Source organism: Streptomyces sp. CWNU-52B, from assembly GCF_047444975.1.
In the GTDB taxonomy this organism is placed as follows: domain Bacteria; phylum Actinomycetota; class Actinomycetes; order Streptomycetales; family Streptomycetaceae; genus Streptomyces.
Map to the genome: position 1 here is coordinate 67,934 of NZ_JBLFJV010000044.1, position 17,649 is coordinate 85,582.

The 17,649-nt window shown below is 69.0% G+C and carries 17 protein-coding genes and 1 riboswitch; of the genes, 12 read left to right on the top strand and 5 right to left on the bottom strand.

Annotation, left to right across the window (positions count from 1 at the left end; genetic code table 11):
* Positions 1-34 precede the first annotated feature (34 nt).
* Complete coding sequence (locus ACLVWQ_RS29955) at positions 35-262, bottom strand: hypothetical protein (protein ID WP_414112347.1); 228 nt, start codon at positions 260-262, stop codon at positions 35-37.
* A 160-nt stretch (positions 263-422) separates the two neighbouring features.
* On the opposite strand from ACLVWQ_RS29955, the gene ACLVWQ_RS29960 reads away from it, so the two are divergent.
* Positions 423-1,397, top strand: coding sequence for a carbohydrate kinase family protein (locus ACLVWQ_RS29960; RefSeq protein ID WP_414112348.1), 975 nt, complete (start codon positions 423-425; stop codon positions 1,395-1,397).
* A gap of 383 nt (positions 1,398-1,780) precedes the next feature.
* Here ACLVWQ_RS29960 and ACLVWQ_RS29965 read toward each other — a convergent pair whose 3' ends face one another.
* On the bottom strand, positions 1,781-3,190 hold the full coding sequence (locus ACLVWQ_RS29965; RefSeq protein ID WP_414112349.1) for a cysteine desulfurase/sulfurtransferase TusA family protein: 1,410 nt from the start codon (positions 3,188-3,190) through the stop codon (positions 1,781-1,783).
* Between the two features lie 399 nt (positions 3,191-3,589).
* Between ACLVWQ_RS29965 and coxB the strand changes: the two genes are divergently transcribed.
* The 4 genes from coxB to ACLVWQ_RS29985 all read left to right on the top strand — a co-directional run bounded on the left by coxB (position 3,590) and on the right by ACLVWQ_RS29985 (position 8,105).
* Positions 3,590-4,549, top strand: coding sequence for a cytochrome c oxidase subunit II (gene coxB, locus ACLVWQ_RS29970; RefSeq protein ID WP_414112350.1), 960 nt, complete (start codon positions 3,590-3,592; stop codon positions 4,547-4,549).
* On the top strand, positions 4,546-6,282 hold the full coding sequence (gene ctaD / locus ACLVWQ_RS29975; RefSeq protein ID WP_414112351.1) for a cytochrome c oxidase subunit I: 1,737 nt from the start codon (positions 4,546-4,548) through the stop codon (positions 6,280-6,282). Before coxB ends, ctaD begins: the two co-directional genes overlap by 4 nt.
* Positions 6,279-6,677: a cytochrome c oxidase subunit 4 gene (locus ACLVWQ_RS29980; protein ID WP_414112352.1), complete on the top strand. Its 399-nt coding sequence runs from the start codon at positions 6,279-6,281 to the stop codon at positions 6,675-6,677. The genes ctaD and ACLVWQ_RS29980 overlap by 4 nt, the downstream gene beginning before the upstream one ends.
* A gap of 129 nt (positions 6,678-6,806) precedes the next feature.
* Positions 6,807-8,105, top strand: coding sequence for an Ig-like domain-containing protein (locus ACLVWQ_RS29985; protein ID WP_414112353.1), 1,299 nt, complete (start codon positions 6,807-6,809; stop codon positions 8,103-8,105).
* Between the two features lie 115 nt (positions 8,106-8,220).
* Here ACLVWQ_RS29985 and ACLVWQ_RS29990 read toward each other — a convergent pair whose 3' ends face one another.
* Positions 8,221-8,622: a hypothetical protein gene (locus ACLVWQ_RS29990; protein WP_414112354.1), complete on the bottom strand. Its 402-nt coding sequence runs from the start codon at positions 8,620-8,622 to the stop codon at positions 8,221-8,223.
* Between the two features lie 201 nt (positions 8,623-8,823).
* Between ACLVWQ_RS29990 and ACLVWQ_RS29995 the strand changes: the two genes are divergently transcribed.
* From ACLVWQ_RS29995 to ACLVWQ_RS30020, 6 genes are all read left to right on the top strand, one after another.
* On the top strand, positions 8,824-9,444 hold the full coding sequence (locus ACLVWQ_RS29995; RefSeq protein WP_414112355.1) for a cytochrome c oxidase subunit 3: 621 nt from the start codon (positions 8,824-8,826) through the stop codon (positions 9,442-9,444).
* Between the two features lie 65 nt (positions 9,445-9,509).
* Positions 9,510-10,319 carry a c-type cytochrome gene (locus ACLVWQ_RS30000; protein WP_414112356.1) on the top strand — a complete coding sequence of 270 codons (810 nt, stop codon included), beginning with the start codon at positions 9,510-9,512 and terminating at the stop codon, positions 10,317-10,319.
* Positions 10,316-11,383, top strand: a complete 1,068-nt coding sequence (locus ACLVWQ_RS30005; protein WP_414112357.1) for a Rieske 2Fe-2S domain-containing protein — start codon at positions 10,316-10,318, stop codon at positions 11,381-11,383. Before ACLVWQ_RS30000 ends, ACLVWQ_RS30005 begins: the two co-directional genes overlap by 4 nt.
* Positions 11,380-13,038: a cytochrome b gene (locus ACLVWQ_RS30010; protein ID WP_414112358.1), complete on the top strand. Its 1,659-nt coding sequence runs from the start codon at positions 11,380-11,382 to the stop codon at positions 13,036-13,038. The genes ACLVWQ_RS30005 and ACLVWQ_RS30010 overlap by 4 nt, the downstream gene beginning before the upstream one ends.
* A gap of 166 nt (positions 13,039-13,204) precedes the next feature.
* On the top strand, positions 13,205-14,269 hold the full coding sequence (trpD, locus tag ACLVWQ_RS30015) for an anthranilate phosphoribosyltransferase (protein WP_414112359.1): 1,065 nt from the start codon (positions 13,205-13,207) through the stop codon (positions 14,267-14,269).
* A 158-nt stretch (positions 14,270-14,427) separates the two neighbouring features.
* Positions 14,428-14,544, top strand: a riboswitch (SAM riboswitch).
* A gap of 190 nt (positions 14,545-14,734) precedes the next feature.
* On the top strand, positions 14,735-16,153 hold the full coding sequence (locus ACLVWQ_RS30020; protein WP_414112360.1) for an aminotransferase class V-fold PLP-dependent enzyme: 1,419 nt from the start codon (positions 14,735-14,737) through the stop codon (positions 16,151-16,153).
* 51 nt (positions 16,154-16,204) lie between these two features.
* Here ACLVWQ_RS30020 and ACLVWQ_RS30025 read toward each other — a convergent pair whose 3' ends face one another.
* Together ACLVWQ_RS30025 and ACLVWQ_RS30030 are read right to left on the bottom strand one after the other, a co-directional pair.
* Positions 16,205-16,486, bottom strand: a complete 282-nt coding sequence (locus ACLVWQ_RS30025) for an Lrp/AsnC family transcriptional regulator (RefSeq protein ID WP_414112361.1) — start codon at positions 16,484-16,486, stop codon at positions 16,205-16,207.
* Complete coding sequence (locus ACLVWQ_RS30030; RefSeq protein ID WP_414112362.1) at positions 16,483-17,232, bottom strand: rhomboid family intramembrane serine protease; 750 nt, start codon at positions 17,230-17,232, stop codon at positions 16,483-16,485. The genes ACLVWQ_RS30025 and ACLVWQ_RS30030 overlap by 4 nt, the downstream gene beginning before the upstream one ends.
* 156 nt (positions 17,233-17,388) lie before the next feature.
* Between ACLVWQ_RS30030 and ACLVWQ_RS30035 the strand changes: the two genes are divergently transcribed.
* Complete coding sequence (locus ACLVWQ_RS30035; RefSeq protein WP_414112363.1) at positions 17,389-17,628, top strand: hypothetical protein; 240 nt, start codon at positions 17,389-17,391, stop codon at positions 17,626-17,628.
* The last annotated feature ends 21 nt before the right edge of the window (positions 17,629-17,649 follow it).

Consider the following 17,649-nt stretch of genomic DNA (forward strand, 5'->3'; position numbering starts at 1 on the left):
CGGACGGGGGAGGCTTCGAGATCCCGGGTGGTCGTCAGTCGCCGTAGTCGGACATGCCGTCCAGCAGGCGGGCGGAGGCCGACGGAACGGTCACACCGCTGATGAGTGCCGGGGACACCGGGCGGGCAGTGATCCGGGCGGGTGCCTCCCAGTACGAGGCCATGCGCGCGCAGTCGCCCCGCAGCTCGGCGAGGCCGCCCTCGATGCCTTCGGCGCCCAGGGGGCCGAGTGGAGCGTCGCCGTGGATCTTGAGGTTCGTCATAACGGAACCGTATGCACCGGAAGCCGGACGGAAAAGCCCTACTATCGGGTAGTTTTGCCTGCTTCATGGCTGGGAGTTCAACCAGATCCCACTGACGGCCGTACTTCGACCCGGTAGCGTGAACTGTCAATCCCCCTCCTCGCAGGAGTGTGTCCTAGCCGTGCGTATCGCTGTCTCGGGCTCCATCGCCACCGATCACCTCATGACCTTCCCCGGCCGCTTCGCCGACCAGCTGGTCGCGGATCAGCTGCACACGGTCTCCCTCTCCTTCCTGGTCGACAACCTGGACGTACGCCGGGGCGGCGTAGGCGCGAACATCGCCTTCGGCATGGGCCAGCTGGGTTCCTCGCCGATCCTGGTCGGGGCCGCGGGCTCCGACTTCGACGAGTACCGGGCCTGGCTGGACCGGCACGGCGTCGACACCGAGTCCGTCCGGATCTCGGAGGTGCTGCACACCGCGCGCTTCGTCTGCACCACGGACTCCGATCACAACCAGATCGGGTCCTTCTACACCGGTGCGATGAGCGAGGCGCGCCTCATCGAGCTCAAGAAGGTCGCCGACCGGGTGGGCGGACTCGACCTCGTCCTGATCGGCGCGGACGACCCCGAGGGGATGCTCCGGCACACCGAGGAGTGCCGGACGCGCTCGATCCCCTTCGCAGCGGACTTCTCCCAGCAGATCGCCCGGATGGACGGCGACGAGATCCGCCTGCTCCTCGACGGGGCGACGTACCTCTTCTCGAACGAGTACGAGAAGGGGCTCATCGAGGCCAAGACCGGCTGGAGCGACGCGGAGATCCTTGCCAAGGTGGGCCACCGGGTGACGACGCTCGGGGCGCGCGGGGTGCGGATCGAGGGTGTCGGGGTGGACCCGATCGAGGTGGGCGTTCCGGAGGAGACGGCGAAGGTCGACCCGACGGGTGTCGGCGACGCCTTCCGCGCGGGGTTCCTGTCGGGGCTGGCCTGGGGTGTCTCGCACGAGCGGGCCGCGCAGGTCGGGTGCATGCTCGCGACGCTGGTCATCGAGACCAAGGGCACGCAGGAGTACGAGCTGCGGCGCGCGGGCTTCCTGGACCGGTTCACGAAGGCGTACGGCCACGACGCGGCCGCGGAGGTCCAGGACCACCTCTCCTAGCCCCGCCGCCCCGCCGTCAGTTCCCCGCGCCCCTAGGTCTTGAGGGGCGCGGGGAACGGCGCGAGCAACCACCATGTACCCGCGGGGGCCGACGGACCGGGGTTTTGAGGGGCGCGGGGAACGGCGCGAACAACCACCACGCACCCGCGGAGGTCGACGGACCGGGGTTTTTAGGGGCGCGGGGAACTGCGCGAGCAACCACGACGTACCCGCGGAGGTCGACGGACCGGGGGTTTTTAGGGGCGCGGGGAACGGCGCGAGCAACCACGACGTACCCGCGGAGGTCGACGGACCGGGGGTTTTTAGGGGCGCGGGGAACGGCGCGAGCAACCACCACGCACCCGCAGTCGCCGGCGGACCGGGCCGTCCGGGTTCTGGGGCGCCTACAGGGCCACGCGGCGGATCAGGTACGCCGTTCCGGCTTCCGCCGCCTCTTCTCCCACATACTCCTGCCCCCGCATCTCGCACCACGCCGGAATGTCGAGCCGCGCCGCCTCGTCGTCCGCGAGGACCCGTACGGTGCCGCCCAGGGGAACCTCGGTGATCACCTTGGCGAGTTCGATCACCGGAATCGGGCAGAGCTTGCCGAGCGCGTCCACGACGAGGACGTCCGAGGCGGGCGAGGCGGGCGAGGCGCTCCGGAGGGGCACCCCCGTGGCGGCCCCCGGAGCCCCCAGCTTCTCCCGGACCGCCGCGACCGCACGGGGCAGAACCTCCAGGAACCGGTCCACCTCCTCCGCCGGCGTACCCAGCGGAAGCGACACCCGGACGTTCCCCTCACTCAGCACACCCATCGCCCTCAGCACATGGCTGGGGGTCAGCGTGCTGCTCGTGCAGGACGACCCGGACGAGACCGAGAACCCCGCACGGTCCAGCTCGTGCAGCAGAGTCTCTCCGTCGACATAGAGACAGGAGAACGTGAGGAGATGGGGGAGCCGGCCGACCGGATCGCCCACCACCTCCACGTCCGGGACCAGTTCGGGCACCCGCGCGCGGATCCGGTCCGTCAGTTCCCGCAGCCGGGCCGACTCCGCCGCGGCCTCGGCCCGTACGGCACGCAGCGAGGCCGCCGCCGCGACGACCGCCGGGATGTTCTCGAACCCGGGGGCCCGCCCCGACTCCCGCTCGTCCGCGGGGCCTTGAGGCGCGTACCGCACCCCCTTGCGCACGGCGAGCAGCCCGACCCCCGCGGGTCCGCCCCACTTGTGGGCGCTGCCCGTCAGCAGTGACCAGCCGCCCGCGACCGGCCCCCAGGCCAGCGACTGCGCCGCGTCCACCAGCAGCGGTACCCCCGCCGCGCGGCACGCCTCGGCGACCGCGGCCACCGGCTGCTCCGTACCCACCTCGTGGTTGGCGGACTGGAGGCAGGCGAGCGCGGTGTCGGGCCGCAGGGCGGCGGCGTACGCGTCGGGGGAGACGGCACCCGTCCGCGAAACGGCCACTTCGGACACGGTCCCGCCGCCGTCGCGGTGGGTCTGTGCCGAATGGAGCACCGAGGAGTGTTCGACCGCGGACACCACCAGGTGGCGTCCGACGCGGTGGCGTCCCGCGAGGGCGCCGGCGATCCCTGTGTGCACCGCGCGCGTGCCCGACGAGGTGAACACCAGTTCGTCCGGACGGCAGCCGACCGCCTCGGCGGCGGCCTCGCGGGCGGCGTCCAGGAGCAGCCTGGCGCGCCGGCCCTCGCGGTAGAGGCGGGACGGGTCGGCCCAGCCCTCGTCGAGCGAGGCGTGCAGGGCCTGGCGGGCCACCGGGTGAAGGGGCGCGGACGACGCGACGTCGAAGTAGGACACGTGATTACGCTAACGCTCGCCGAGGTGGGGGGGTGCCTGGGGTGCTGCGTCGGCCGCGGACCGGTGGGGGTCGGCCGCGCAGTTCCCCGCGCCCCCAGGTACCTGGGGGCGCGGGGAACTGCGCAACCAGCCACAGCGCACCCGCACCCGACGACGAACCGGCCCGCCCCGGCCGGAGGCCCCCGCGACGGGTCGTCACATGCGTCCCGGAGCCCCGTATTCCACCTCTTCGGAGTGAGCCGCGGCGCGTTGGGGACCCTCCCCGCGCGACCCCAAAAAGCGTCCAGTAGGGTTTGCTCCGCATAAACATCCAAACCCCTGCCCGACGCAGGGCGGCGACCGGACCACCGAGAAGGCCGCAGCCAACACGCGCGGGCGAGACTCTCGGGAAGGCGCTACGTGAGTCCCTACGGCTCCGACCGCTCGCCGCGGCGCCCGATGCGGCGGAAGCTGCTGCAGGCACTGACTGCGGGCCTGGTCCTGGCGACCGCCACCGGTTGCACATACAAGGACTTCCCCCGTCTTGGTATGCCCACCCCGACCACGGAAGAGGCTCCGCGGATCCTCTCCCTGTGGCAGGGTTCGTGGGCCGCAGCACTCGCCACGGGCGTGCTGGTCTGGGGCCTGATCCTGTGGAGCGCGTTCTTCCACCGGCGCAGCCGCACCAAGGTCGAAGTTCCCCCGCAGACCAGGTACAACATGCCCATCGAGGCGTTGTACACGGTGGTCCCCCTCATCATCGTCTCCGTGCTGTTCTACTTCACAGCCCGCGACGAGTCGAAGATCCTCAGCCTCGACAAGAAGCCCGACGTCACGGTCAATGTCGTCGGCTTCCAGTGGAGCTGGGGCTTCAACTACATCGAGAACGTCGACGGCTCGACCGGTGACGCGAAGACCGACGAGAACCTGGACGCGATCCCGGACCGCTTCAAGAAGCAGTTCCCGGCGAACGCGGGCGGTGTCTACGACGTCGGTACGCCCTCCACGAAGAACCCCCAGACCGGCAACCCCGGCCCGACCCTCTGGCTCCCCAAGGGCAAGACGGTCCGGTTCGTCCTCACCTCGCGGGACGTCATCCACTCCTTCTGGGTGGTGCCGTTCCTCATGAAGCAGGACGTCATCCCGGGGCACACCAACTCCTTCCAGGTGACCCCCAACAAGGAGGGCACCTTCCTGGGCAAGTGCGCCGAGCTCTGCGGCGTCGACCACTCCCGGATGCTCTTCAACGTGAAGGTCGTCTCTCCCGAGCGCTACGAGGCCCACCTCAAGGAGCTCGCCGAGAAGGGTCAGACCGGTTACGTCCCGGCCGGCATCGAGCAGACGGACCACGAGAAGAACCGGGAGACGAACAACCTGTGAGCATCCTCAATGAACCCCAGGGTGCCGCCGCGGCCGAAGACTCGTACGACAACGAGCTGCCGGTACGGCGCAAGCAGCCCGGCAACGTTGTGATCAAGTGGCTGACCACCACCGACCACAAGACGATCGGTACGTTGTACCTGGTCACGTCGTTCGCGTTCTTCTGCATCGGTGGCGTCATGGCGCTCCTGATGCGCGCCGAGCTGGCCCGTCCCGGCACGCAGATCATGTCGAACGAGCAGTTCAACCAGGCGTTCACGATGCACGGCACGATCATGCTGCTGATGTTCGCGACGCCGCTGTTCGCCGGTTTCACGAACTGGATCATGCCGCTGCAGATCGGCGCGCCGGACGTGGCGTTCCCGCGGCTGAACATGTTCGCCTACTGGCTGTACCTGTTCGGCTCGCTGATCGCGGTCGGTGGCTTCCTCACCCCGCAGGGCGCGGCCGACTTCGGCTGGTTCGCCTACTCCCCGCTGTCCGACGCGGTCCGTTCACCGGGCATCGGCGCCGACATGTGGATCATGGGTCTGGCGTTCTCCGGCTTCGGCACCATCCTGGGCGCGGTCAACTTCATCACCACCATCATCTGCATGCGCGCCCCCGGCATGACGATGTTCCGCATGCCGATCTTCGTGTGGAACGTGCTGCTGACCGCGGTCCTCGTTCTGCTGGCCTTCCCGGTCCTGGCCGCCGCGCTCTTCGCGCTGGAGGCGGATCGGAAATTCGGGGCACATATCTTCGACGCCGCCAACGGCGGGGCCTTGCTCTGGCAACACCTCTTCTGGTTCTTCGGCCATCCAGAGGTGTACATCATCGCCTTGCCGTTCTTCGGCATCATCAGTGAGATCATCCCGGTCTTCTCCCGCAAGCCGATGTTCGGCTACATGGGCCTGATCGGCGCGACCATCGCGATCGCCGGCCTGTCCGTGACCGTGTGGGCGCACCACATGTACGTCACAGGCGGCGTGCTGCTGCCGTTCTTCTCCTTCATGACGTTCCTCATCGCCGTGCCGACGGGCGTGAAGTTCTTCAACTGGCTGGGCACCATGTGGAAGGGGTCACTGAGTTTCGAGACCCCGATGCTGTGGGCCACCGGCTTCCTGATCACCTTCCTCTTCGGTGGTCTGACCGGTGTCATCCTGGCCTCGCCGCCGATGGACTTCCACGTCTCCGACTCGTACTTCGTGGTGGCGCACTTCCACTACGTGGTCTTCGGCACGGTCGTCTTCGCGATGTTCGCCGGCTTCCACTTCTGGTGGCCGAAGTTCACCGGCAAGATGCTCGACGAGCGCCTCGGCAAGATCACCTTCTGGACGCTGTTCATCGGCTTCCACGGCACCTTCCTCATCCAGCACTGGCTGGGTGCCGAGGGCATGCCGCGCCGTTACGCGGACTACCTGGCGGCCGACGGCTTCACCGCGCTGAACACGATCTCGACGATCAGCTCGTTCGTGCTCGGCCTGTCGATCCTGCCCTTCTTCTACAACGTGTGGAAGACGGCCAAGTACGGCAAGAAGATCGAGGTCGACGACCCGTGGGGCTACGGCCGCTCGCTGGAGTGGGCCACGTCCTGCCCGCCGCCGCGGCACAACTTCCTCACGCTGCCGCGGATCCGTTCCGAATCCCCGGCCTTCGACCTGCACCACCCCGAGATCGCGGCCATCGACCAGCTCGAGAACGCCGGTCACGGTGAGAAGGTCCTCGCCGGCGGCAAGGAGGCGGGCAAGTGAAGGTCCAAGGCAAGCTGTTCATCTGGCTCGCGGTCTTCGTCCTCGTCATGGCGATCGTCTACGGCGTGTGGTCGAAGGAGCCCGCCGGTACCACGGCGCTCTTCCTGGGCTTCGGCCTGTGCATCATGATCGGCTACTACCTGGCCTTCACGGCCCGGCGGGTCGACGTGGGTGCCCAGGACAACAAGGAGGCCGACGTCGCGGACGACGCCGGCGAGGTGGGCTTCTTCAGCCCGCACAGCTGGCAGCCGCTCTCCCTGGGGATCGGCGGCGCGCTCCTCTTCATGGGCGTCGTCTTCGGCTGGTGGCTGGCCTTCTTCTCGGCCCCGCTCCTGCTGATCGGCCTGTGGGGCTGGGTCTTCGAGTACTACCGCGGAGAGAACCAGAATCAGTAACACGCGCTGAACGAAGGAAGCCCGGACACTCCGTCAGGAGGTCCGGGCTTCCCCCGTTCGCCACACGTTTCGTCCCCCGCACGGCCCAATCGGCGCGCCGCCACCGACCGTGGTTCCTACGTTGGGGACATGACCCACTCAGCTTCCTCCAGGAGCGCCGCCGGCGGTACGGCGCGCCCGCGGAACCGTACCGCCGTCGGCTGCACGGCACTGATGGTCGTCATAGGCGTGGGCGTCACGGCCTGCGGCTCCGACGGCCACCCCCTGTCGGCCGAGCCCTACGACGCGGCCCGGGACATCTCCCTGAGCGTCGCCGTGAGCGACGGGAAGAAGGCCGACCCCGACAAGCCCCTGGAGATCACCGCCAAGGACTCCGGCGGCCGCATCACCGACGTGACCGCCCTGGACGCCGCAGGACGCTACGTGGCGGGCGAACTGTCGGCCGACGGAGCCCGGTGGCACAGCACCTCGCCGCTCGCCGCAGGCGCCCGCTACACGGTCCGGGTGAGCACCGAGGACGAGGACGGCGCGCCGGGGCGCAAGGTCATCGACTTCGAGACCAGCACCCCCCGGACCAAGAAGCGGCTCGGCGTGACGTTCGGCCCCGAGAAGGGCACGTACGGCGTCGGGCAGCCCGTCACCGCCGAACTCAGCGCCCCGGTGAAGGACAAGGCCGCCCGCGCCGTCGTCGAGCGGGCCCTCAAGGTCCAGTCGCAGCCCGCGGTCCAGGGCGCCTGGCACTGGGTGGACGACACGAATCTGCACTACCGCCCCAAGGAGTACTGGCCCGCCCACGCCACTGTGCGGGCCACCAGCAACCTCACGGGCATCAAGGTGGCGGAGCGGCTCTGGGGCGGCGAGGCCAAGCCCCTGACGCTCACCACGGGCGACCGCATAGAGGCCGTGACGGACGCCGCGGCCCACTCGATGACGGTCTACCGCAACGGTGAGGAGATCAACACGATCCCCGTCACCACCGGCAAGCCGGGCTTCGACACCCGCAACGGCGTCAAGGTCGTCCTGGGCAAGGAGTACTTCGTACGGATGCGCGGCACCAGCATCGGCATCGCCGAGGGCAGCGCGGACTCCTACGACCTGCCCGTGTACTACGCCACCAGGGTGACCTGGAGCGGTGAGTACGTGCACGCCGCGCCCTGGTCCACGGGCTCCCAGGGGGCGGCCAACGTCAGCCACGGCTGCACGGGCATGAGCACCGCCAACGCCGAGTGGTTCTTCGACACCGTCCGGGCCGGCGACATCGTCAAGGTCGTCAACTCCGACGGCGACATGATGGACCCGTTCGGCAACGGCTTCGGCGACTGGAACCTCACCTGGCCCAAATGGCGCCAGGGCAGCGCCCTGACCCCCGACACCGCAGCGGGCCAGCCCCCGGAGGACCGCGCAAGACTGACCCCGGAGTCGGTATAGCGCCCCCCCGGAGGGCCCGCAGGGCCCCTTCAGGGGCGCGGGGAACGGCGCGCGCCCAGCCACTGACGCACCCGCACTCGCGTACGGCGCGAGCCCGCCGCAGGCGGCCGGGCGGCTAGGCGCTCAAGGCCGGCTTGTCGCGGAGCAGCCCGGCCAGGGCAGCCGCGAACTCCACCGGCTCCACCGGCAGGGTCACCGCGGCCTCGGCCCGGCTCCACGTGGCGAGCCACGCGTCCTGCGGCCGCCCGATCAGCAGCAGCACCGGCGGGCAGTTGAAGATCTCGTCCTTGAGCTGCCGGCAGATCCCCATCCCGCCCGCGGGAACCGCCTCACCGTCCAGCACGCACACGTCGATGCCGCCGCGGTCGAGTTCCTTGATGACCGCGGCAGGGGTCGCGCACTCGACGAACTCCACCTGGGGGACATCGGTCGCGGGCCTGCGCCCCGTCGCGAGCCGCACCTGTTCGCGGGTGTTGGAGTCGTCGCTGTAGACCAGCACCGTTGCGGTCGGCTGCATTCTTCCTCCGGGACGTCAGCGTCGTAGAGACAGACTGTAGAGACAGGTACGGACAGGGTCCGATGCGCGGATGCTACTCCCTCGAACCCGTGGTCAACACCGGTTCGGACAGGGCTTCGATGGGCCATACGGGCTGGACACACCCCGCAGACACCCCGAACGGCACCCCCCGGAGTGAGGGCGGGATAAGCGACCGACATAATGTCGGTCGTGGCGACAGCAACGACAGTAGATACCGGGCACGCGCACCCGTCGGTCAATCGGCCGAACCTCACCAGCGTCGGAACCATCATCTGGCTGAGTTCCGAGCTGATGTTCTTCGCGGCCCTCTTCGCGATGTACTTCACCATCCGATCGGTGACCGGTCCCGACCACTGGAAGGAAATGGCGTCCGCCCTGAACTTCCCGTTCTCGGCGACCAACACCACCATCCTGGTGCTCTCCTCTCTCACCTGCCAGATCGGCGTGTTCGCAGCCGAGCGCGGAGACGTGAAGAAGCTCCGGATGTGGTTCATCGCTACCTTCGTGATGGGTGCGATCTTCATCGGCGGCCAGGTGTACGAGTACACCGAGCTGGTCAAGCACGAGGGCCTCTCGCTCTCGTCCGACCCGTACGGCTCGGTGTTCTACCTGACCACCGGCTTCCACGGCCTGCACGTGACGGGTGGTCTCATCGCCTTCCTGCTGGTCCTCGGGCGCACCTACGCGGCCCGCAGGTTCACGCATGAGCAGGCGACCGCCGCCATCGTCGTGTCCTACTACTGGCACTTCGTCGATGTCGTCTGGATCGGCCTTTTCGCCACGATCTACATGATCAAGTAGCCGGGCCCGTTCCCGCGCACATTCCAGCAGCATCGACGCAGAAGATCCTGACACCGGGGTAATCCGTGAAAAAGCTCTCCGCACGACGACGCCATCCGCTGGCGGCGGTCGTCGTCCTACTCCTCGCGCTGGCGGCCACCGGGGGGCTGTACACCGCGTTCGCGCCCGCGGACAAGGCACAGGCAGAAACAGTCGCCCAGTCCCTCGCCATCGACGAGGGCAAGAAGCTCTACGCCGTCGGCTGCGCGAGCTGCCACGGCACCGGCGGTGAGGGCTCGTCCGACGGCCCCTCCCTGGTGGGCGTGGGCGCCGCCGCCGTCGACTTCCAGGTCGGCACCGGCCGTATGCCGGCCCAGCAGCCGGGCGCACAGGTTCCGAAGAAGAAGGTCATCTACACGCAGGCCGAGATCGACCAGCTCGCGGCGTTCGTCGCCTCGCTGGGCGCCGGCCCGGGTGTGCCGACCGAGGAGCAGTACAACCCCGAGGGCGCGGACATCGCCGAGGGCGGCGAGCTCTTCCGCACCAACTGCGCCCAGTGCCACAACTTCACGGGCAAGGGCGGCGCGTTGACGAACGGAAAGTTCGCCCCGACGCTGAAGGATGTCGACCCGAAGCACCTCTACGAGGCCATGCAGACCGGCCCGCAGAACATGCCGTCCTTCCCCGACACCACGCTGACGGAGAAGAACAAGAAGGACATCATCGCGTACCTCGACGCGGTCAACAGCGACGACTCGGAGAGCCCCGGTGGTATGGAGCTGGGCGGCCTCGGGCCGGTCAGTGAAGGCCTCTTCGGCTGGATCTTCGGTCTCGGCGGACTGATCGCGGTCGCCGTATGGGTCGCCGCCCGGACCGCAAAGGCCAAGAAGTCATGAGTAGCCAAGACATTCCAGAAGAGAACCTGCCCGCCGAGCGGGCCGTCGACGAGCACGCGCACGGAGCCGTGAGCGTGGCGGACGAGAAGGACCCGTTCGCGGATCCCGGTCTGCCGCCCCACGAGCACCGCATCCAGGACATCGACGAGCGGGCCGCCAAGCGGTCCGAGCGCACGGTCGCCCTGCTGTTCACGCTCTCGATGCTGGCCACGGTCGGATTCATCGCGTCCTTCGTGACGATCCCGGCCGACCGGATCGTCTACATCTTCCCGCTCGGCCACATCAGCGGTCTGAACTTCGCCCTGGGCATGACGCTCGGCCTGGCGCTGTTCTGCATCGGCGCGGGCGCGGTCCACTGGGCCCGCACCCTGATGTCCGACGAGGAGATCGCCGACGAGCGCCACCCCATCGCGGCGGAGCCCGAGGTCAAGGCCAAGGTGCTGGCCGACTTCAAGCAGGGCGCCAAGGAGTCCGCGCTCGGCCGCCGCAAGCTCATCCGCAACACGATGTTCGGCGCGCTGACCCTGTTCCCGCTGTCCGGCATCGTCCTGCTGCGCGACCTCGGTCCGCTGCCGGAGGACAAGCTGCGGCACACGCTGTGGTCCAAGGGCAAGCTGCTCGTCAACGTGAACACGGACGAGCCGCTGCGCCCCTCCGACGTCGCCGTGGGCTCGCTCACCTTCGCCAAGCCCGAGGGCCTGGAGGAGGAGGACCACGAGTTCCAGACCGAGATCGCCAAGGCGGCCCTGATGATCGTCCGGCTCCAGCCGGAGAACATCAAGGACAAGCAGGAGCTTGAGTGGTCCCACGAGGGCATCGTGGCGTACTCGAAGATCTGCACCCACGTCGGTTGCCCGATCTCCCTGTACGAGCAGCAGACGCACCACGTCCTCTGCCCGTGCCACCAGTCCACCTTCGACCTCTCCGACGGTGCCCGAGTGATCTTCGGCCCGGCCGGTCACGCCCTGCCGCAGCTGCGTATCGGTGTGAACGACGAGGGCTACCTCGAGGCGCTCGGCGACTTCGAAGAGCCCGTCGGTCCTTCATTCTGGGAGCGCGGATGAGCACTACGACCCCCCCGAACACCTCGGGCGCCGGCGCGCCGGGGCGTTCGCGAGAGAAGGCACCGGCCGGCGAGAAGATCGCCGACTGGGCCGACGGCCGGCTGGGGATCTACTCCCTGGCCAAGGCCAACATGCGCAAGATCTTCCCGGACCACTGGTCCTTCATGCTGGGCGAGATCTGCCTCTACAGCTTCATCATCATCATCCTCACGGGTGTGTATCTGACGCTGTTCTTCCACCCCTCGATGAACGAGATCGAGTACCACGGCAGCTACGTCCCGCTCCAGGGGCAGCTGATGTCGGAGGCCTTCGCCTCCACGGTGAACATCAGCTTCGACGTGCGGGGCGGACTGCTCATCCGGCAGATCCACCACTGGGCGGCCCTGGTCTTCCTGGCCGGCATGTTCGTGCACATGATGCGCGTCTTCTTCACGGGCGCGTTCCGCAAGCCGCGTGAGGTCAACTGGCTGTTCGGCTTCCTGCTGTTCGTGCTGGGCATGTTCACCGGGTTCACCGGTTACTCGCTGCCGGACGACCTGCTCTCCGGTACGGGTGTGCGCTTCATGGAGGGCGCGGTCCTGTCCGTGCCGATCGTGGGTACGTACCTGTCGATGTTCCTCTTCGGCGGGGAGTTCCCGGGCGGTGACTTCGTCGCGCGGTTCTACTCGGTGCACATCCTGCTGCTGCCGGGCATCATGGCGGGCCTGCTGGTGGCCCACCTGATCCTGGTCTTCTACCACAAGCACACGCAGTTCGCGGGTCCCGGCAAGACGAACAAGAACGTCGTCGGCATGCCGCTGCTGCCGGTGTACATGGCGAAGGCCGGAGGCTTCTTCTTCCTGGTCTTCGGGTTCATCGCGGTGATCGCGGCGATCGCCACGATCAACCCGATCTGGGCCATCGGCCCCTACCGGCCGGACCAGGTCTCCACCGGTGCGCAGCCCGACTGGTACATGGGCTTCTCCGAGGGTCTGATCCGTGTCATGCCGGGCTGGGAGATCAACGCCTGGGGTCATACGCTCGCGCTGGGCGTGTTCATCCCGCTGATGATCTTCCCGCTGGTCCTGGTCGCGATCGCGGTCTACCCGTTCGTCGAGTCCTGGGTCACCGGTGACAAGCGCGAGCACCACATCCTGGACCGCCCGCGCAACGTCCCGACCCGTACCGGGTTCGGTGTGGCCTGGATGACCTGGTACTTCGTTCTGTTGATCGGTGGTGGGAACGACCTCTGGGCGACCCACTTCCACCTGTCGATCAACACGATCACCTGGTTCGTGCGCATCGCGTTCTTCGTGGCGCCCGTCCTGGCGTTCATCATCACCAAGCGGATCTGCCTCGGCCTCCAGCGCCGCGACAAGGACAAGGTGCTGCACGGCCGCGAGTCGGGCATCATCAAGCGCCTGCCGCACGGTGAGTTCGTCGAGGTGCACGAGCCGCTCAGCCAGGAGGCCCTGCACACCCTCACGGCCCACGAGCAGTACGAGCCGGCCGCGATCGGCGCGAGGACCGACGAGAACGGTGTCGAGCGCAAGGTGAAGGCCCCGCAGAAGCTGCGCTCCAAGCTGAGCAACGCGTACTACGGGGAGGACAACCAGATCCCGAAGCCCACCGCTGAGGAGTACAAGGAGATCACGAGCGGCCACGGCCACCACTGATCCTCCGCCTGTTCGCCACGGCAGGAGCCCCGTCCATTGCCTGGACGGGGCTCTTCGCCGTCCCGGGGGCTGGATAGGGTGGGACCCGTTCCCGTACGGGCCACGAGCTACGGGCGCATCCCCACAGGAGTCCCCATCGCGGGACGGACGGACCCAGGAGCGGCATATGAGCGCTGTGACCCCCGCTGGAGGCGACACCGCGGCGGTCCGTTCCTGGCCCGTCCTGTTGAACGGGCTGCTGGACGGGCGCGATCTGAGTGCCGACGACACCGCCTGGGCGATGGACCTCATCATGCGGGGCGAGGCGACGGACGCGCAGATCGCCGGGTTCGTGGTGGCGCTGCGGGCCAAGGGCGAGACCGTCGAGGAGATCGTCGGGTTCGTCCGGGCCATGTACGAGCACGCGAACGTGATCGAGGTGCCGGGGGACACCGTCGACATCGTCGGTACGGGCGGCGACGGGGCGAAGACCGTCAACATCTCCACCATGTCGGCGATCGTCATCGCCGGGACCGGCGCCAAGGTCGTCAAGCACGGAAACCGGGCGGCCTCCTCCGCCTCCGGGGCCTCCGACGTGCTGGAGAAGCTCGGGGTCAATCTGGCGCTGCCGACGGATCGGGTGGCGGAGGTCGCCGAGGTGGCCGGGATCACCTTCTGCTTCGCGGCCAAGTTCCATCCGGCGATGCGTCATGTGGGTGCCGCGCGGGGGCAGTTGGGCATCAGGACGGTGTTCAACGTGCTCGGTCCGCTGACCAACCCCGCGCGGGTGAAGGCACAGGCGGTCGGGTGCGCCGACCCGCTGATGGCGCCGATCATGGCCGGGGTGTTCGCCGAGCGCGGCAACTCCTCGCTGGTCTTCCGCGGTGACGACGGGCTCGACGAGCTGACGACGACGGCGACCTCGCGGGTGTGGGTCGTGCGGGACGGGAAGGTCCGCGAGGAGGCCTTCGACCCGCGGGACGTGGGGATCGAGCTGGTGCCCGTGGAGGCGTTGCGAGGGGCTGACGCGTCGTACAACGCGGATGTCGCGCGGCGGCTGCTGCAGGGGGAGACCGGGCCGGTCCGGGACGCGGTGCTGCTGAACTCCGCGGCGGCGTTGGTGGCGCTGACGCCGGGCGCCGGGCCGCTCGCGGAGCAGATCCGGGCGGGGATGGCTCGCGCCGCGGAGGCGATCGACTCGGGGGCGGCGCTGCGGACGCTCGACCGGTGGGTGGCTGCCACCAACCGGTAGCTGGGCGGGTGGGGCTGGTCGCGCAGTTCCCCGCGCCCCCGAGAGACGCAGTTCCTCGCCCCCCGGAAAGGACCGCGCGCCCGGCACCGCGACCCACGCCGTCCCGGTATACGGACATCCGTAGTGCGCTCGGAAGATCGTGTGGCAAGATGCTGGCAGGTCATGAGTGACAGTCATGAGGCCCCGGCCGACTGTCCGGCAACCCTCCGTCCGTGGCGGGGTGCCCCGGGTGAAGACCAGGTCGTAGGCAGTGAGGTCTACGGCAAGCGCGGACCCCTCACCGCTCGCTGGAGCGGACACACCAGGGGTCCTGGTCGTTCGAGGGAGCCTTTCATGAGCAAGCGAATGCGATAGGGCGCCGAGCCCCACTTCCGCGTACCCCTTTCACCTCTCCTGTGCCGAGCCGCCGAGGCCTGCCCGCCCGCGGCCCGCACAGTGATCTCGCCTGCCTCTCAGGAGTTCGCCATGTCTGTCTCCACCGCTGCCGCCGACCGGTCCGTCCAGGCTGTCCAGTCCGTCGAGTCCGTCGAGACCGGGTGTCAGGACGTCTCCGGGTCCGGATCGCTGCCCGTGCTGGGCCGGGACGTCACCGTCCCGCTCGTGACCGGCGGCGAGGTCACCTACGCCGCGCTCGACTACGCCGCCAGCGCCCCCGCCCTCCAGCGGGTGTGGGACGACGTGGCCGCGTACGCCCCGTACTACGGGAGCGTGCACCGCGGGGCCGGGTACCTGTCCCAGCTCTCCACGGATCTCTTCGAGAACGCCCGCAGGACCGTCGCGGAGTTCCTCGACTGCCGGGACGACGGCGACCAGGTCGTCTTCACCCGGTCCACCACCGACTCGCTGAACCTCCTCGCCGCCGCCCTCCCCGCCGGCTGCCAGGTCTTCGTCTTCGAGACCGAGCACCACGCGTCGCTGCTGCCCTGGCGGGACGCCCGGGTCACCTATCTCGACGCCCCGCGCACCCCGGGCGAGGCCGTCGCCACGCTGGAGCGGGCCCTGGCCGAGCGCGACCCGCGGGGACCGGCGCTCGTGTGCGTCACGGGTGCCTCGAACGTCACCGGTGAGCTGTGGCCCGTACGGGAGCTGGCCGCCGCCGCCCATACCCACGGCGCCCGCATCGTGCTCGACGCCGCCCAGCTCGCGCCCCACCACCCGGTCTCCGTACGGGAGCTGGACGTGGACTGGGTCGCGTTCTCCGGGCACAAGCTGTACGCGCCGTTCGGGGCGGGTGTGCTGGCCGGACGCGCGGACTGGCTGACCGAGGCCGAGCCGTACCTCGCCGGCGGAGGCGCCTCGCGCAAGGTGACGCGGCGGGTCGACGGGGGTGTCGACGTCGAGTGGCACGAGAGCGCCGCACGGCACGAGGCCGGGTCGCCCAACGTCATCGGCGCCTACTCCATCGCCTCCGCCTGCAAGGCCCTCACCGAGGCCGGCTTCACCTCGCTGGTCGCCCGGGAGCGGCACCTGATCGACACCGTCCTCGCCGGTCTCGCCGAGGTGCCCGAGGTCCGCGTCCTGTCCCTCTTCGGCGACGACGCCCCGCGCGTCGGCGTCATCTCGTTCGTCGTCGAGGGCTGGAACAGCTCGCACTTCGCCGCCGCGCTCTCCGCCGAGTACGGCATCGGCGTCCGCGACGGCCTCTTCTGCGCCCACCCTCTCGTCCGTACGCTCCTCGGCAGCGACCCGCAGTCCCAGGGCGAGTGCGGAGCCCCCGAGGCCGCGCCCGGCGAGAAGTCCCTGAACGCCATCCGCGTCAGCTTCGGCGCCGGCACCCCCGACGAGCACGTGGAGCGTTTCGTACGGGCCGTGCGGGAACTGGTCCAGGACGGCGCCCGCTGGAACTACCGCACGCAGGACGGCCGCTGCGTCCCCACGGCCTGACGGCGGCCCACTCCTGAGGGGCGGTGTCCTGGGGCCGCTTCCGCAACAGCCCTAGTTGTCGCCGCCGATGGCGAACGCCGCCTCCAGGTCGTGCTGGGAGTAGGTGCGGAACGCCACATGCGTGTCCGTGCCCTCCACCCCCGGGATCTTGCTGATCATCCCGGGGATGACGTCGGCCAGGTCGTCGTGGGCCTTCACCCGCACCATGGCGATCAGGTCGTACGTCCCGGTCACGGAGAAGACCTCGCTGACGCTCTCCAGCGCCGCGACCGACTCGGCGATCTCGGGAATCCGGTCCACGCTGGTCTTGATGAGCACGATCGCGGTGATCACGGCTGGTTTTCTCCCTCGGGGGCCGGCGCTGGGGATTTCACTCTAGCCGGACGGCCGTACGCCACCCACGCGTAGAGGAACCCGGCGGAGAACCCCAGCAGGTGCGCCAGATAGGCGACCCCGGGCCCCTGGGACGCGCGGCCCGCGGCCAGCCACTGCAGGGACACCCAGAACGGCAGCACCACCCAGGCGGGAAACCGCAGCGGCAGGAAGAAGAGGAACGGGAAAAGACTGGTCACCCGGGCTTTGGGGAACAGGTAGAGGAACGCGCCGAGGACAGCGGAGATCGCCCCGGACGCGCCGACGAGGGTCCCTGACGAGTCGGCGTGGACCACCGCGTAGCCGAACAGGGCGAGATAGCCGCAGCCCAGGTAGAAGAGGGCGAAGCGGACGTGGCCCATCCGCTCCTCGGCCATCGCCCCGAAGACATAGAGGAAGAGCATGTTCCCCAGAAGATGCAGCCAGCTGCCGTGCACGAAGAGCGCGGTGGCGGGGGTGACGGCGGCCCGCAGTGATCCCTCGAACAGTTCGACGGGCACCACGCCCCACTGTTCGAAATAGGCCCGCTGCGCGGAAAGCAGCCGGTCACCGGTGCCGTACGCGGGACTGAGCCCCGCCGCAGGGCTGATCACGAAGACCGCGCAGCACAGGGCGATCAGCCCGTAGGTCACCGGAGCGGGGTGATGCCGGAGGGCCCTGACCGTCCTGGCCGCCCTGTCGAGGGGGCGACCCCAGTTGGCGAGCATGAGCAGAGCATGACGTAACGGGACCAAGTCGCGCAGATCGCCTCGCCGCTCCAGGTGGACGGGCGTCGAGTACCCGCCAGGCCGTAGGGTTACGAGCCACACGCTCCAGGGAATCTGGTGCGGCACGGAGATTCAGGAAAGAGAGCGACTGCCACGATGACGGTTCCCCTTCCGACTGCCGAGACCCGGTGGCGCTGCACGCTCTGCGGCAACCTCACGCGCTTCGACGTGACGCGTTCGTCGAAGGTCGTCGAGTACGTGCATCTGGACCTGGCCGGGGAACCGAAGGTCGAGGAGAGCAAAGTGGTCAGTGAGACCATCGAGTCCGTGCGCTGTCGCTGGTGCAACGCGGTGGATCAGGTGGAACTGGTGGACAGGCCGGGCGCCGGCTCCTGACGGGAGCGGGCCCCGCACGGA

Excerpts from the sequence above, each read along its gene's own strand:
- ACLVWQ_RS29955 (WP_414112347.1), bottom strand. The coding sequence starts at position 262 with ATGACGAACCTCAAGATCCACGGCGACGCTCCACTCGGCCCCCTGGGC.
- ACLVWQ_RS29985 (WP_414112353.1), top strand. The coding sequence starts at position 6,807 with ATGACCCACTCAGCTTCCTCCAGGAGCGCCGCCGGCGGTACGGCGCGC.
- ACLVWQ_RS29990 (WP_414112354.1), bottom strand. The coding sequence starts at position 8,622 with ATGCAGCCGACCGCAACGGTGCTGGTCTACAGCGACGACTCCAACACC.
- ACLVWQ_RS29995 (WP_414112355.1), top strand. The coding sequence starts at position 8,824 with ATGTCGGTCGTGGCGACAGCAACGACAGTAGATACCGGGCACGCGCAC.
- ACLVWQ_RS30005 (WP_414112357.1), top strand. The coding sequence starts at position 10,316 with ATGAGTAGCCAAGACATTCCAGAAGAGAACCTGCCCGCCGAGCGGGCC.
- ACLVWQ_RS30010 (WP_414112358.1), top strand. The coding sequence starts at position 11,380 with ATGAGCACTACGACCCCCCCGAACACCTCGGGCGCCGGCGCGCCGGGG.
- trpD (WP_414112359.1), top strand. The coding sequence starts at position 13,205 with ATGAGCGCTGTGACCCCCGCTGGAGGCGACACCGCGGCGGTCCGTTCC.
- ACLVWQ_RS30020 (WP_414112360.1), top strand. The coding sequence starts at position 14,735 with ATGTCTGTCTCCACCGCTGCCGCCGACCGGTCCGTCCAGGCTGTCCAG.
- ACLVWQ_RS30030 (WP_414112362.1), bottom strand. The coding sequence starts at position 17,232 with ATGCTCGCCAACTGGGGTCGCCCCCTCGACAGGGCGGCCAGGACGGTC.
- ACLVWQ_RS30035 (WP_414112363.1), top strand. The coding sequence starts at position 17,389 with ATGACGGTTCCCCTTCCGACTGCCGAGACCCGGTGGCGCTGCACGCTC.